This is a genomic window from Qipengyuania citrea (genome assembly GCF_009828015.1).
Taxonomy (GTDB): domain Bacteria; phylum Pseudomonadota; class Alphaproteobacteria; order Sphingomonadales; family Sphingomonadaceae; genus Qipengyuania; species Qipengyuania citrea.
Window position 1 is genome coordinate 1 of the sequence record NZ_WTYG01000010.1, and the last position, 14,981, is coordinate 14,981.

Here is a 14,981-nt window from a genome sequence, read left to right on the forward strand (position 1 = left end):
TGATGGCCTACGACCCGCCCGCAGGCGCGCTCGGCCGAGCGGTGGCGAAGCTGTTCCTACGTGAGCCGCAGGTCCAGGCCCGGCATGATCTGAAGCGTTTCAAGATGCTCATGGAAACCGGGGAAATAGCGACATCGGCGCGAACGCGGGACGAAACGCGCGCGGCCAAGCAGGAGAACGGATGATGCGAGCACTTACCTGGCATGGAACCAACGACGTTCGAGTGGACACGGTCAGCGATCCGGAAATCATCAATCCCCGCGATGCGATCATCAAGATCACCAGCACGGCCATCTGCGGGTCCGACCTTCACCTATACGATGGCGTCATTCCCGGCGTGGCGCCGGGCGATGTGCTGGGCCATGAATTCATGGGCGAAGTCGTCGAGACGGGGTCTGCGAGCGATCTGAAGAAAGGGCAGCGCGTCGTCGTGCCCTTCACGATCAGCTGCGGCGGCTGTTTCCATTGCAAGCAGCAGCAATATTCGGCCTGCGACAATTCCAACCCGGCTGAAAAGCAGGATATGTCGGCGACGCTCTACGGCCAGCCGATGGCCGCGCTGTTCGGCTATTCGCACCTGACCGGCGGCTACTCGGGCGGACAGGCCGAATACGCCCGCGTGCCCTTTTCCGATGTCGGCCCGATCGTCGTTCCCGACCATCTGGAGGACGACCAGGTGCTGTTCCTCTCGGACATCCTCCCGACCGGCTGGATGGCGGCGGAAAATGCCGACATCCAGCCCGACGATACGGTTGCGGTGTGGGGCTGCGGCCCGGTCGGATTGTTCGCGATCCAGTCGGCCATCGTGATGGGCGCATCCAGGGTGATTGCGATCGACCACTATCCGAACCGTCTCGCACTGGCGAAGCAGCTGGGTGCGGAGATCATCGACTTCCGCGAGACCGATGTGCGCGAAGCCCTGATGGAAATGTCCGGCGGGATCGGCGTGGATGCCGTGATCGACGCGGTCGGCATGGAGTCGCACGGCTTCGCTATCGACAACATGTTCGACGTCGTGAAGCAGAAGGTCGGCATGGGCGCCGACCGCGCGAGCGCGCTGAAGCAGGCGATTCTCGCGGTCCGGTTCGGCGGCAAGGTCTCGATCCCCGGCGTCTATGGCGGGATGACCGACAAATGGCCGCTCGGGGCAATGATGGAAAAAGGCCTGCAGGTCCGTGGCGGCCAGACACATGTCCAGAAATATACCAAGCCGCTGCTCGAGAAGATCGAGGATGGCACGCTCGATACCACGTTCCTGATCAGCCACCGGCTGCCGCTCGAACAGGCGGCCGAGGGCTACAAGAATTTCAAGGAGCAGCAGAATGAATGGACCAAGGTCATTCTGAAGCCCGGGATGGAGAACTGATCATGGCCGGGAAAATCGACAAGCTGTCCGGGCTATGCGTGATTACCGGTGCTTCGAGCGGCATCGGGCTTGAGCTCACGAAACTGGCGGCCCGCGATGGCTGCGACCTGATCCTCGCCGCCGACCGCGATCTTGGCGCGGCCCAAGCCACCGCGCGGCAGTGCGGTGCCGCAGGCGTCGAGACGGTCGAAGCCGATCTCGCCACCCCCAAAGGCCTCCAGGCCCTCGTGACGGCGATCGGCGATCGCACGCCCGAAGTCCTGCTTGCCAATGCCGGCCACGGGCTGGGCGAAGCGTTCCTCGATCAGGAGTGGAAGGACATCGCCCATGTCATCCATACCAATGTGACCGGCACGACATGGCTCCTGCACCATATCGGACGGAAAATGCGGGCGAAGAATGCCGGTCGCATCCTTGTGACCGGTTCGATCGCGGGGCACATCCCCGGCGCTTTCCAGCTCGTTTACAATAGCACCAAGAGCTACGTCGACTACTTCTGCTTCGGGCTGCGCAACGAGCTTAAGGATACCGACGTGGTTGTTTCGTGCCTGATGCCGGGGCCGACCGATACCGATTTCTTCGACCGCGCCGGGATGGAGAACACCGATGTCGGCAAATCGGACAGCAAGGACGATCCCGCAATGGTCGCCGAGGCGGGCTACAAGGCCCTTCTCGAAGGCGACGCCCACACGGTCAGCGGCTTCATGAACAAGATCCAGGATATGTTCGCCGGCGTGATCCCCGACACGGTGCTTGCCCAGATGCATCGCCGGATGGCCGAACCCGGCGATCGCTAGGGCCGCACGCCTTCGCCAATCTGCAACAACCGAGGAGAACACCTATGCCTCTCACCGCCATCGCCCTGAACTGCTCGCTCAAGAAATCTTCGGACGAAGCAAGCTCGACCGATGCCATGATCGCCGTGCTGCAAGAGCATCTGGCCGAGCAGGATGTCGAACTGGCCGAAACCATCCGCATCGCCGATTACAATGTCCCCCCGGGCGTGACGTCGGACGAGGGCGAGGGCGACGACTGGCCGGGTATTCGCGGGAAAATCCTGAGCCATGACATCCTGGTCTTCGGCGGGCCGATCTGGATGGGCCAGATCGGGTCGGTCGCCAAACGCGTGCTCGAACGCATGGATGCCTTCACCAGCGAAACCGATGACCAGGGCCGGATGCCGAGCTTCGGCAAGGTGGCGATTGCCGCGATCGTCGGCAATGAAGATGGCGCGCACTGGAGCTCGGCACAGCTGTTCCAGTCGCTCAACGACACCGGCTGGACGATCCCGGCGGGCGCGGCCTGCTATTGGGTCGGCGAGGCGATGGGCAACACCGACTTCAAGGAGCTGGCCGAAACCCCCGATGCGGTGACCGAGACCGCACAGATGTGCGCGATCAATGCCGCACATCTCGCGAAACTTCTCGCAGGCGACACCTACCCCGGGACGAAGTCCTGACGGCCCGGAACGCTCACACTCTGTAATCTCTTGGGAGACCATCATGGGACAAGGAACCACCAACCGGATCAAGCCGCCCCTGCCTGAGCAGCAACAGCGTGTTCCGGGCGCGACCGAGGCAATGCACCCCAAGCCCGATCACGGCGAAGACAGCTACGAGGGCTCCTGCCGTCTCGAGGGAAAAAAGGGTCGTCATCACCGGCGGTGACAGCGGGATCGGCCGCGCGGTCGCAATCGCCTTCGCGCGCGAAGGCGCGGATGTGCTGATAGCCTATTTGTGCGAGGATCACGACGCGCAGGAAACGAAGGAATGGGTCGAAAAAGCGGGGCGAAAATGCGTCCTGATGCGCGGCGATATCAGCGATGCGGGGCATTGCCGAGCGATAATCGACGAGGCTGTCCGCACCTTCGGCGGTATCGATGTGCTGGTGAACAACGCTGCCCACCAGATGACTTTCGAGACATTGGAGGACATTCCCGACGAGGAATGGGAGCGGACCTTCGCCACCAACATCCACGCGATGTTCTATCTCGCCAAAGCCGCCTTGCCCCACATGGGTGAGGGCAGTTCGATCATCAATTCGGCGTCGATCAATTCCGACCAGCCCAATCCCACGCTGCTGCCCTACGCGACCACGAAGGGGGCGATCCAGAATTACACGGCCGGCCTCGCGCAATTGCTGGCAGACCGGAAAATCCGGGTGAACTGCGTCGCGCCCGGCCCGGTCTGGACACCGCTTATCCCCTCGACGATGCCGGAAGAGGACGTCGCCGAATTCGGGAAGGATTATCCGCTCGGCCGCCCCGCGCAGCCCGCCGAACTCGCGCCTCCATACGTCATGCTGGCGAGCGATGAAGCGAGCTACATCTCGGGAGCCACAATCGCCGTTACCGGCGGCAAACCGATGATGTGACCTCCCGGCTGCCCGAGTAAGGGGGCGGCACAGCGCGGCTGACCGCTGCTCCGACGAATACGCGGATATGACGCCGACGCCTATTCGTCGGGCGATCGTCCGATCGAGCGCGCGATGTTGCGATCCTCCTTGCCGAACTTGTCTTCGGCAACCCGCAGGACCGTGATCATGATCAGGCTGACTACGGTCAGTATTGCCACCAGGGGCCATTGCGCGGCACCGCAGGCAATACCCACCATGGTCGCCAGCCATAGATGGGCCGCCGTCGTCAGATTGTGGAGTTGGCCCTTGCTGAAGACGATCAGACCGGCCCCGATTATCCCGATGAACGCTCCGGCTGCCTCGAACAGTCGCAGGGGGTCCATCCGCGGACCGTCGAGCTGATGGTATAGGGCCATGATCGACACGACCATGGCTGCTGCCGAAACACAGATCAGGCCATGCGTTCGCATACCGGCGGCATGGCCGCGCCATTCGCGATCAAGCCCCAGCACCAGACCGAGAATTGCAGCCACGCCAAGCCGGCTGATGATATCACAATCGAGCCATTCGAGGGATGTGACAGGGTTGAGTTCCATGGTTCGCTATTCCGCTTTCTGCCCGGGTCCCGGGATGGGGTCTTCGCGCTCGTCGCAAGCTGATAGGACAACCGACCCGAGTGCTGCAATTGCCGGGTGGGATGCTCTCTCCTGTAGACAGCCGGGCAGCGCCCCTACGATAACCCGTTGCAAAGGTGAGACAATCTCTTCGTGGGACCCTTGCCCGATGCGGGGTCGCCCATGTATTCTCTTAGCGCGGACGGGTTCTCGACACGACAGGAGGAGAAACGTGATGGCGAAGAGAGACAAGGACAAATACACCGACAAGCAGAAGCGCAAGGCCGAGCACATTGAAGAGAGCTACGAGGACCGCGGCGTCTCGCAGGAAGAGGCCGAACGCCGCGCCTAGGCGACCGTCAACAAGGAAAGCGGCGGCGGCAACAAGTCCGGCTCCGGCCGGGGTGGCCAAGGCGGCAAAAAGAGTTCCAGCGAATACGGAGCGGAAAGCAAGTGATGCATAGCTACAAGCTCCGCGCCCGCGATGATCACAATTCAGTGATTGAAGAGATCGACTTCGAATGTCTCTCGATTGCCGGAGCTTTGGACAAGGCCAAGGCCATGGTCAAAGCCGGCCACGCCGATCTCTACGAAGATGGCATGCCGATCTGTTCGATGGAACTGGTGGCGGCAACCGGCGTGTGGCTAGTCGGTAAGCCGCGGCGAGCTGAACGCTAAACGGAATTATAACCGAGCAGCCCTTAGATCGCGGGCAGTTTCCAGCTCTACGTCTGCGTTCGAATTCGCCGCATCGGCAGCTAAAAGGGGATCCGAAAGCAGCCGTGAACGTCCAAAATCAGGACGCCTTATCGACGGCGGCTGCTAGGCCGATTGCAGACTGTCCGGTTCTGATTGCGTGAGCGGACTAAGCCGCTCTTCCGCAGACGACCCTAATTTCGGTCATTCGATGAGATTGGGTGAGCATGGGCCAGCAAAATGCCGAGCATTTCGCGCTCTTGTAAACCTTGAGCGCGAACAAGATTCGCCACACAAGGCTTGCAACTGCAAATGGTTCTCATTAGCAAGCTTATAGGCGCACCGAGATCGGCCAACACAAACACGCTTTAGGGAAACTATCATGAGAACTTACAAGGCGAGCCTCCTCGCCGCAGCCACGCTTTGTTGCCCGTCGCTCGCACTGGCGCAGACTGCCCCCGACATCGAACCGGATAACGGCGCTGAGGCTGCACCTAGAGAGGAGGCCATCGTTGTGGTCGGCAAGCTGACCGACTCCGCACTCGACCGCGACGATATCGAGATCACGCAGGCAAACGACCTGGGTGACCTCTTCCGCCGCACGCCTTCGGTCTCGGTCGGCGGCGCCATTGGTATCGCCGAGAAGATCTACGTTCGCGGTCTGGAAGATGCGCAGCTCAACATCTCCATCGACGGCGCCCAGATCCAGGGCACGCTCTTCCACCACGTCGGGCGCGTCTCTGTCGAACCGGAATTGCTGGAACGGGTGGACATCCAGACCGGGGCCGGTGAGGCTACTTCGGGCTTCGGTGCCATCGGCGGCGCCATCCGCTTCCGCACGCGCGACGCGGTCGACCTGCTGGAACCCGGCCGCAACGTCGGCGGCATCGCCCGCGCCGGGTGGTTCTCCAACGATGGCTACAAGCTGTCGGGAACGGCATACGGGAGAATTGCCGGTGATGTCGGTATCATCGCTTCCTACGTCCACCAGAACCGCGATCCCTACGAGGACGGCGATGGCAACCTCGTCGCCGGGAGCGGCGCCGAGCAGAACGTGGGGTTCGTCAAGATCGGCGGCGATGTCGGCATGGGGCACGGCTTCTCGCTCAGCTACGAACAGCGCGACGAGGAAGGCGAATTCGGTGCCCGTCCGAACTGGCCGGTTCTGGAAGGCGACCCCCTGTTTCCTGCCGAGGCGCAGCGACGCACCGTGATCGGCAACTATCGCTATGACAGCGGCGGCATCCTTGGCGTGGAATTGACCGGTTACTGGTCCCGCGCGCAGTTCGAACTCGACCGGTTCGACCGTTGGGGCCTCTACGGAGCCGAAATCGAGAACTGGGGCGCGGACGCGCGGCTCAACCTTGCCGCCGGAATGCACGATGTCACTCTCGGCGTGGAGTATCGAAACGATCATGTGTCCAGCGCCTATCTGGGCGATCCGGCCATGTGGCAGCCTTGGGCGTGGGACCCGGCAGTCGGTCGCTTCACCGAGAAAGGCGAACTCTTCGGGCTCTATGTGCAGGATCGCTGGCAGGTTTTCGACCAGCTCCTGGTTAGTTTCGGCGCGCGCTACGACAATTATAGCCTCGATCTCGTCACCTACGGCGGCGGCGCGGACAGCGATGGCGTCTCCTTCAACATCGGCGCCGATTACGAAATCGTGCCCGGTCTAACGGCGAATGTCAGTTATGCCGAGGCCTTCCGCGGCAAGGAAATCGGCGACGCCTTCACGCTGGAACACAATGCTGCCTGGGCGATCCTGCAACGGGGCCTCGAGCCGGAGACGGTCAACAATATCGAGGCGGGTCTGGCCTACGATGCGGACGGTTTCTACGCTTCGGCCGCCTATTATCGCATGGAGATCGAGAACGTCGTGCTCGACCAGCTCTACCGCGATCGAACGACTGCGCCGTTGCAGAACAACACCTACTACGAGAACGTCGGCGAATTCCGTTCGGAAGGCTTCGAGCTGCGCGGTGGCTACCGGTCCGGCGCGTTCGGGATCAGTGGCTTCTATAACCACTATAACCCGGAACTGAACGGTCTTCCGGTGAACGGTTACGAGCATCTCGCGCTGGGCAACACCCTGGGCGACCAGTGGAACGTCAGCGCCACGTTCGACCCTGCGCCGTCGCTGGGCTTCGAGGCGAGCTTGACCCGATTCGAGCGCGTCGAGGATCTGGAGGTGCTGTTCCGCGATGTGGAGCTGGGCTATGTCCCGGAAACGCAGTTCATCGAAAAGCCTGGCTACACGACGTTCGATCTGTTCGCCCGCTGGCAGCCTTTCGGCACCGATCGCTTCGAACTGCTGGCGGCCGTCTACAACCTGTTCGACGAGACCTACCTGGCGCACGCCAGCGTGGGCGATTACACCGCCATTCCGGACTACGAGATCGTGCGCGGTGTGAACGAACCGGGCCGCAACGTCCGTGTCAGCGCCTCGGTCCGCTTCTGATGCGCACACGCCCCGCCTTCCGGTTCTGGCACCGCTGGTTCGGAATCCTGGGCGGGGCGTGGCTCATCCTGCTGGCAATAACCGGCTGCGCGATCGCCTGGTATGACGAGCTGGACGGCCTGCTGAATCCCGATCTGCGGCACGCCCAGATCGTGTCGGGCCAACCAGCGCCCATCGACGCCGTGGTGGCGAGCGCGCAGGACGCGTTGCCGGGGTTCGAACCCAATAACATTCTTCTCGCTCAGCGGCCTGACCGAACGCACTGGCTACTGGGTCGCCAGACCATACCCGACGGAACGGCGCGCGCGGTTCAGGCATTCGTCGAACCGGCCTCGGCGCAGTTCGCAGGCTGGCGGAAAAGTGGCGCGATCAGTCTTCATCGCCACCATCTGCCGGACTTGCTTTATGGCCTCCATACCGACCTGCTCGTTGGCGAAATCGGCATAATTTTCGTCGGCCTTCTGTCGCTCGCCTGGCTGATCGATCACTTCCTCTCGCTCCCGCTTGCCTTTCCTCGTCTGAAAGGTGCGCTAAGCGCTTTCAGGGTTGGCGGGCATGCCGGCTCGTTGCGCCAGTTGTGGGATCGCCACCGCGCGAGTGGCTTGTGGCTTTGGCCCGTCACCGGAATGCTCGCTCTGACCGGTGTCACCCTTTCGTTTCCCATGGAAAGCCGCGAAGTCGTCGAAACCGTCTCACCGGTCAGTGATCGCCTGCATTACGCGATGGAAGAGCGGGGCCCGCCGACAAATCCCATCGGGCTCGATGCTGCCATAGCCAGCGTGACCGAGGACCGCGCGCAGGTGCACAGCGTTCGCCCGCACCCCGAGGTGGGCCTCTACGCAGTGCGAACTTTCGATACGCGCGATGTCGACAACCAGGGCAGGCTCTGGACTTACGTAAATATGGAGACAGGCAAGATCACGGCGCAGCGCCACGACGCTGGAGAAAACGCAGGGGATACCTTCTTCATCTGGCAATACGCGCTACACTCGGGGCACGCTTTTGGACTTGCCGGGCGTCTTCTCGTGACGCTGGCGGGACTCGTCACGATCTATCTCGGTATTTCGGGCTATCGATTATGGTGGAAGCGTCGGCGGCGAATTGGGCAAGCCCGATGACTACTTTGCACGCCGATTTTCGGCCGAAGTTCGATCCCGCAAACTACCATTTTTGGGATTTATATCTCGTTAGCTAGGCGATCAAAATCTTTAGGAATAGCTGACCTAACGCGGCGCTGAGTGGACGGCCGCTTTCGGGCGAATCTCGAAGCTCTCGGAATGACCAGGATTGGGGTGCAAAGCGGACGTGGCCGACTGATAGTCTTATTAAGAACGAAAAGAGGTGGCTCTCTGGAAGAGAGCGGAAAAGGGCACGCGATCCCCGCGTCCCATGGAGACTTGAGATGACTGAGATTGAACAACAGAAGCGCATCGCCAACTACCTCGCCGCCTTTGCCCACTTGGTGGGTGGCCAGCCCGGACGCTTCGCCGAATTCCGGGACAAAGTGGATGTCATGCTGAGCGGCACGGCGCCTCACGCCTTCAGCCTGATGCAGTTCTCCGACCGGGTCCAGGCAACTGGTCGCCCGCTCATCTGGGTACACCAGCCTGCAGAGAGCCCCCATGTTCCGCAGATCGGCCTGGTCGCTCAGGTAGACGGCGGAACGCATTATGTCGAAAACTGCATGCTCTGCCTGACTGGCGAAGACGACCGCGCGACTCTCGTACCAGACGGCTTCAATCTCGGCGCATACAGGTTCGACGATATGCTCGATCTGCACCACATCACTCAAGCACCGGCCTCGAACTTGGATGCGGCGGATGGCGATATGGTGAGGGCCTACAAGCGACTTATCGCGATCCAGGCCGACCAATGGGAGCGGGGTGACATCTTCGACCTGCCTCATCTCGCACGGGCAGCCTAGATTTTACGGTGTGCCGGATCGTCCGTAGGCGATCCGGCATCGCCACTCAGGAGCTATCTTCGTTGGTCGATTGCCCTGAGCATAAAGTTTTTAACGCGAATTCCTAAACGCTTCGTAACCGGCGATGGTTAACGGCAGTTATTAATCTGTTAGTCTTCGCCAGTTGCGACTGTCGCAATGAGCGGTTGTTCGGATTGGAGCAGGTTAGATATGCCTACACTCGGTCAAGCATTAGCTGTGGAAGAGTGCCGGAATGGCAGGAAATGGGCCGGAAACAGTCCTGCTGAAATGCGTCGGGCGACCCATCACCGACCTCCTCGTACACGCGTATCTGTCACCAGAAATGATCATCACTCATGCAAGAAACGTGATCACACCGTCGGAGAAGCATTTCAGCATCGAGTTCACGCAGCCACTGTACTATTTCTGCAGCGCTTCCGGACGATATTGGCGCTAGACAGCATCTCGAGAACTTCCAGATTGATACGTGTGTCGACCGCTTCGGGGCCGTTTCCGGACTGTCTGCTATTGGAGCGTTACGTCTGTCGTAAGCTTACTTTTGACCTACGCAAATGACTTTCGTTCCCGCCAGTTGATGAATCAATCTTTTATTCGCATATCCACGTTCGGTGTGTGGAACTTTTCAGGCGGAGCAGAACGAAGACTATGGAAAGCATCGGCGCTGATCTCGAAGTCATGAAGCGCGTGCCGCTGGCAGACGAGCATGTTACGGCGATGTGCGCAATCGGCCATGAGCGCGCCTATCACAAAGGTGAAATGGTCGCCGAAATCGGCCAACCTCATGATACGTTTGTCTACGTCATCGAAGGTGAGATCGAAGTCGTCGATCCCTTTTCCGGTGAGCGCTTACTGGAATCCAGCCTTGGGCCGACTCAATTCATGGGCGACATTTCCTTTCTGAACGCGGGGTCGCATTTTCTTCCAATGCGAGCGACAGTGGACACGCGGGTCATCGAGGTTCCGCGTGAGGACATGCTCGATCTGATGGGCCGCGTGCCCGAGCTTTCGGATCATATTATCACGGTGTTTGCCGCGCGCAGACGCAGGCAGTTCGAACTCAAGAACAGCATGATCAAGCTGATCGGTGCCGACCGGGATGCCGCGGTTCAGGACGTGGAGACCTTCCTCGCGCGCAACCGTGTGCCCTTCCAGTCCTTCGACCTCGATAGCAGCGATGATGAGGCCTCGCGCCTGTGCAATCTGGTGGATCACGAACCGGCCGTCATCGTGGGGCAGGATCGCAAGCTGGATGATCCCACTCCCCGCAAGGTCGCCCAGATCCTCAATTTGGATCTCGACGTCGCCGACGATACGATTGTCGATGCTCTCATCGTAGGCGGAGGGCCAGCAGGCGTCGCGGCTGCGGTCTATGCTGGGGCGGAAGGCCTGTCGGCGCTCCTAATCGAAGATACTGCTATCGGCGGTCAGGCGGGGACTTCGAGCCGGATCGAGAATTATATGGGATTTCCGACCGGCATTTCCGGTGCCGACCTCGTCTATCGCGGCCAGATACAAGCGATGAAGTTCGGCACCTGCTTTGCGATGCCGCGCCGGGTTGAAAAACTGGAAAAGCGACCCGACGGCCTGTTTCGCGCGACGCTGGATGACGAAGCCCATGTCTGTGCGCGGGGAGTTGTGGTCGCGACCGGGGTGCAATATCGCCGCATGCCGCTCGACCGGCTCGAGGAATTCGAAGGCGCGGGGATATTCTACGCGGCGACCGACATGGAAGCGCGCTTTTGCCGCAACACCGATGCGATCGTGATCGGGGGCGGCAATTCCGCAGGGCAAGCCGCGATGTATCTTTGCCGCGCGGCCAAGCAGGTCCATGTCCTGGTTCGTGGCGAGAGCTTGGCGGATTCTATGTCGAACTATCTGAGCAGACGGCTGGAAGCCGAGCCCAACATCCAGATTCATTATGGCTGCAAGATCACTGCACTGCATGGCGAGGATCATCTTGAGGCAGTGACGGTAATGGATGCGCAGGGAGAGTGGGGCATGGACACTCGCGCGCTGTTCATCATGATTGGTGCTGCACCCAATACGAACTGGCTCTCGGATTTGGTCAATCTCGATGCCAAAGGCTTCGTGCACACCGGTGAAGCGGCCGGCGCGGAAACGCCTTACGAAACCTCCCATCGCGGAATCTTCGCTGTGGGAGACGTGCGCGCGGGATCGGTCAAACGCGTCGCTTCGGCCGTCGGTGAAGGCTCGGTCGTCATTTCCGCCGTCTTCAACCATGTGCAGAACCTACCGGAGCTGGTACGCTAGCTTATCGGGTAGGCTTCCCGCCCGGATCATTGAGGAAGCTGCAAAATCGCTGCTGCAAAGAAAGGCAGCGCTATGCCAATCTGCACACAACAACCGAGAGGCCGAGCCAGCATCGGCGCTGATGTCTGCCGCGAGCACCTACTCTAGAGGCGCGATGGCCATGACACGTGTCCTGCTTACGGACTTTTTTTGGGCCGATTGCAGACAGTCCAGTTCTGGCGAAGCAAGTCGCGAAACCGGACATTCTGTTCACTCAGTAGTGAGCTCAAAATCGACACTGTTGTCACGGCTTACTTCTTGCAGAATCACCGCCGCATCCGTCCGCCTGTCGGCGGAATGGCTAGAACCTCAACCCTGTATGCAAGTTTATCTGGGGCGACTTGTCGGCACTCTCCAGACGGATGTTTGTTAATGGAGTCGCTGCTTCGATAGCGAAATCGAAATCGTCCAGCCGTGCGCGCAGCCCCCCACCAGCCGAAACCAGTGTCCCGCCGCCGAAGCCGGTGCCGATATTCCTAGCATAACCACCATCCAAGAAAGTATAGAGCTGGAGCCAGTCGAGCGTCGAGGTGGGGTTGTCGAAATCCTTGCGCAGTTCGACAAGGCCCGCGATCCCCTCATCACCGAAGCGCTCGCTGAAATCATAGCCGCGAACGCTGTAGGGTCCGCCGATCGAGAACTCCTGCGACGACAGCAAGGGTCGCGAGGCGATCTGGCCATTCGCGGCAATACGCAGGCCGAAGCCGGTTCCAAGGTCCAGCGCGGAATCGAACCAAGCAAAAGCCCTGGTGAACCGGGCACTTGCATTGGCGCGCGATGCAAGCGGATCGCCAACCTCCGTCGTTCCCCCGATCGCCAAGCCTCTCGTCGCGCCGATGCCACCATAGATGCGGCCGATGCCGATATTAGCATTGGCCGCAAAATTAACCGAGGCGGTGACTAGATCGTCCTCTTCAAAGAGCACGCCCTCCCGTGCTTGGCTCACATTCAGATAGGCCAGCTCACCGTTTAGCCACAGGTTGAAGCCATTGCCCCGCACCAGTGCATTGCTCGCGAAAATCGCTGCGTAGCGATTGTGTCCGCGTAAATTGCTGTCCCCCCGCGTTAGCCCAGCCGAAGCGGCGATACCGATCACCGTTGCGCCGTCGCCGAGTGTCTTGGCATAGCGGGCGTTGACGAAGACCATTTCGCGCGGCTGAGCGATGGTGCTAATCGCATGGACAGTGACGCTATCGTCATCGGCAAAGATGCCGTTTAGATCGAGCCGTAACCTGGCGCGGATCGGGCCGAAGCGGGCCGAGCCGAAATTATCCAGCGCGGCATAGCCGATGGCAGGGATTTCCCTGGCCTCGACAACCAGAACGCCAGCACCGCCCTCGCGCAGGTAGTCGGTTCTGGCGATGCTAATCCCCGGCAGTTCGCCCGCGAGCAGGAGCTGGCGTTCGATGAGTGAGGCATGCGGATTTCCCCCAACGAGCGGCGCCAGCGTCTTGCGCAAGCGGTCATTGTCCGTCCCAACGATCCGCACTTCGTCGATCTGCCCGATATCGAGTTCGACCGTGACGATACCCAGCCTGACAGCTTGCGCGGGGATCTGCGCGCTTGCAAAAATGTAGCCGCGTTCGCGTGCATGGGCGGCGATGCTGTTGATGAGGTTGCGCAAGGTCTCAGCACTGGCGTTCTGGCCTATGAATCTTTCATAGCTCGCGGCTAGGTCGGATGGCGTAAGTTCGGCAATGCCGCGAATATTTATCGCACCGATAACCATGGCGACGTCTTCGCTCACCGGGCTTTCCTCGTGGGGAGGTGAGAGGCGCTCGAATGGCTGGAGGACGGTATCATCTATTCGCGGGCCGGCGGCGTTCTCACCAAAGCTCGAACGAACGTCTTCGTTCATCGCCTCGAAGGAATGGCCTGCTTTCTGCGCGAACGCAGGCAGGCTTGTTGCCAAGGCAGCAAGGGCGATACTGTCGCGCAGGAATTTGATTGGATCGGCCATGCCTTTCCGATGCCGCATGAGCATTAGGAAAGGATTACGATTATATAAGGGTTTAACCGAAAATTCAGCGCCTTTCGAAACCGTAGGCTGTTTCGAATGGTATAGCGCGGCCTGCGCAAACCATTTTTCAGTATGTCCGACGCGGACGGAATTTGATGCGGAGATTTAGGGTGAAGAACGTCGCAAAGATCGCAGCGATCATGGCGCTGGCTGTGGGGGCAACCGCCAAGGCGGAATCTCCGTCGTGGACCCTTTCCGAGAGCACCGGGAGCGTGCACATTCTGCGTGCGGGCGTGTCGTCGATTGCCGTGGCCGGGGGTAGCCTGCGCTCGGGCGATGTCGTTTCGACTGGCAAGAAGGGGCGCGCGGTCCTTGTGCGCGGCCGCGAATATGTGGTCGTCTCGCCCAACAGCCGGCTGCGCATCACCAATCCCGAAAGCAGCAGCGCGATTACCCAGTTCTTCGAGGAGATCGGGACGGTCCTGTTCAAGATTGAGCGCAAGTCGACTCCGCATTTCGGTGTGCAGACGCCCTATATGGCCGCTGTCGTGAAGGGCACGACATTTAGCGTTACGGTATCCGACAGAGGATCGGCGGTGCAGGTCACCGACGGCGCGGTGCAGGTGGCAACCAATGATGGCGGCGCGAGCTATCTCTTGTCGCCCGGGGCAATCGGCATGGTCGAGGCAGGCCAGCAATACCGGCTGGTCATCAGCGGAGCTGAATCGAAAGTTATCGATTCGCCCAATGCGGCGCACGCTCCGGCGCCGACCGAGGCTGCCAGGGATAGTGCGGGCGACGGGAAGGCAAAGGAATCGGTTCGGATCGCCGGAGGCACCGCTGACGGGGTGATCGACACGGCCATTGCAAATGAGCCAGTCTCATTGGGGTCGCTCACCGGCGGGCTGGTCAACAGTCCCGCCGGCACCCGCTCGGCCTTTGCATCGGAGAATGCCCGGGGGAATAACGGCCAAGGCGAAAGTGGTGTCGGAAACGGCGGCAATGCTGATGGCTACGCACTTGCCATAAAAGCGCAGAGTTCTGACCACCGGCCCGGTGCCGGCAACGGCGGCGGCAACGGCAATGGCAACGGCGGCGGCAACGGCGGTGGCAATGGCAATGGTGGCGGCAACGGTGGCGGCAATGGCAATGGCGGCGGCAATGGCAACGGCGGCGGCAACGGCAACGGTGGCGGCAACGGCAACGGTGGCGGCAATGGTAACGGCGGCGGCAATGGCAACGGCGGCGGCAATGGCAACGGCGGTGGCAACGGTGGC

11 protein-coding genes and 3 pseudogenes are annotated in these 14,981 nt (G+C 60.8%); 12 read left to right on the forward strand and 2 right to left on the reverse strand.

All coding sequences use genetic code 11. From position 1 onward, the window contains the following. The 5 genes and pseudogenes from GRI55_RS14335 to GRI55_RS14355 all read left to right on the forward strand — a co-directional run. A pseudogene (locus GRI55_RS14335) lies at nucleotides 1-185 on the forward strand (SRPBCC family protein); the annotation flags it as partial. Next, nucleotides 185-1,366, forward strand: a complete 1,182-nt coding sequence (locus GRI55_RS14340) for a zinc-dependent alcohol dehydrogenase (protein ID WP_160767574.1) — start codon at nucleotides 185-187, stop codon at nucleotides 1,364-1,366. The pseudogene GRI55_RS14335 and the gene GRI55_RS14340, both read left to right, overlap by 1 nt. 2 nt (nucleotides 1,367-1,368) lie before the next feature. Continuing rightward, the gene (locus GRI55_RS14345; protein ID WP_160767572.1) at nucleotides 1,369-2,163 is read left to right on the forward strand and encodes an SDR family NAD(P)-dependent oxidoreductase; all 795 of its coding nucleotides are present in this window, start codon (nucleotides 1,369-1,371) and stop codon (nucleotides 2,161-2,163) included. Between the two features lie 44 nt (nucleotides 2,164-2,207). Then, nucleotides 2,208-2,825, forward strand: a complete 618-nt coding sequence (locus tag GRI55_RS14350) for a flavodoxin family protein (protein ID WP_063512069.1) — start codon at nucleotides 2,208-2,210, stop codon at nucleotides 2,823-2,825. 43 nt (nucleotides 2,826-2,868) lie between these two features. Then, nucleotides 2,869-3,739 (forward strand): annotated as a pseudogene (locus GRI55_RS14355) (SDR family oxidoreductase). A gap of 80 nt (nucleotides 3,740-3,819) precedes the next feature. Here the strand turns inward: GRI55_RS14355 and GRI55_RS14360 are convergent. Beyond that, nucleotides 3,820-4,317 (reverse strand): MgtC/SapB family protein, encoded by a 498-nt coding sequence (locus GRI55_RS14360; RefSeq protein WP_063512070.1) that lies wholly within the window; start codon nucleotides 4,315-4,317, stop codon nucleotides 3,820-3,822. Between the two features lie 253 nt (nucleotides 4,318-4,570). Between GRI55_RS14360 and GRI55_RS15335 the strand changes: the two are divergent. The 6 genes and pseudogenes from GRI55_RS15335 (at nucleotide 4,571) to GRI55_RS14385 (ending at nucleotide 11,705) form a co-directional block, all read left to right on the forward strand. Beyond that, nucleotides 4,571-4,792: pseudogene (locus GRI55_RS15335) on the forward strand (plasmid stabilization protein). Next, on the forward strand, nucleotides 4,792-5,013 hold the full coding sequence (locus GRI55_RS14365; RefSeq protein ID WP_063512071.1) for a hypothetical protein: 222 nt from the start codon (nucleotides 4,792-4,794) through the stop codon (nucleotides 5,011-5,013). Before GRI55_RS15335 ends, GRI55_RS14365 begins: the two are co-directional and overlap by 1 nt. A 400-nt stretch (nucleotides 5,014-5,413) precedes the next feature. Further along, on the forward strand, nucleotides 5,414-7,489 hold the full coding sequence (locus GRI55_RS14370) for a TonB-dependent receptor (protein ID WP_063513230.1): 2,076 nt from the start codon (nucleotides 5,414-5,416) through the stop codon (nucleotides 7,487-7,489). Next, nucleotides 7,489-8,607 (forward strand): PepSY-associated TM helix domain-containing protein, encoded by a 1,119-nt coding sequence (locus GRI55_RS14375; RefSeq protein WP_063511661.1) that lies wholly within the window; start codon nucleotides 7,489-7,491, stop codon nucleotides 8,605-8,607. Before GRI55_RS14370 ends, GRI55_RS14375 begins: the two co-directional genes overlap by 1 nt. A 284-nt stretch (nucleotides 8,608-8,891) precedes the next feature. Further along, nucleotides 8,892-9,413, forward strand: coding sequence for a hypothetical protein (locus tag GRI55_RS14380; protein ID WP_063511662.1), 522 nt, complete (start codon nucleotides 8,892-8,894; stop codon nucleotides 9,411-9,413). 666 nt (nucleotides 9,414-10,079) lie between these two features. Continuing rightward, the gene (locus GRI55_RS14385; RefSeq protein ID WP_063511663.1) at nucleotides 10,080-11,705 is read left to right on the forward strand and encodes an FAD-dependent oxidoreductase; all 1,626 of its coding nucleotides are present in this window, start codon (nucleotides 10,080-10,082) and stop codon (nucleotides 11,703-11,705) included. A 340-nt stretch (nucleotides 11,706-12,045) separates the two neighbouring features. On the opposite strand, the gene GRI55_RS14390 is transcribed toward GRI55_RS14385, so the two are convergent. Then, nucleotides 12,046-13,704, reverse strand: coding sequence for a ShlB/FhaC/HecB family hemolysin secretion/activation protein (locus GRI55_RS14390; protein ID WP_160767610.1), 1,659 nt, complete (start codon nucleotides 13,702-13,704; stop codon nucleotides 12,046-12,048). A 170-nt stretch (nucleotides 13,705-13,874) separates the two neighbouring features. On the opposite strand from GRI55_RS14390, the gene GRI55_RS14395 reads away from it, so the two are divergent. Then, on the forward strand, nucleotides 13,875-14,981 hold a 1,107-nt coding region (locus GRI55_RS14395), incomplete at its 3' end, for a FecR domain-containing protein (RefSeq protein WP_160767611.1).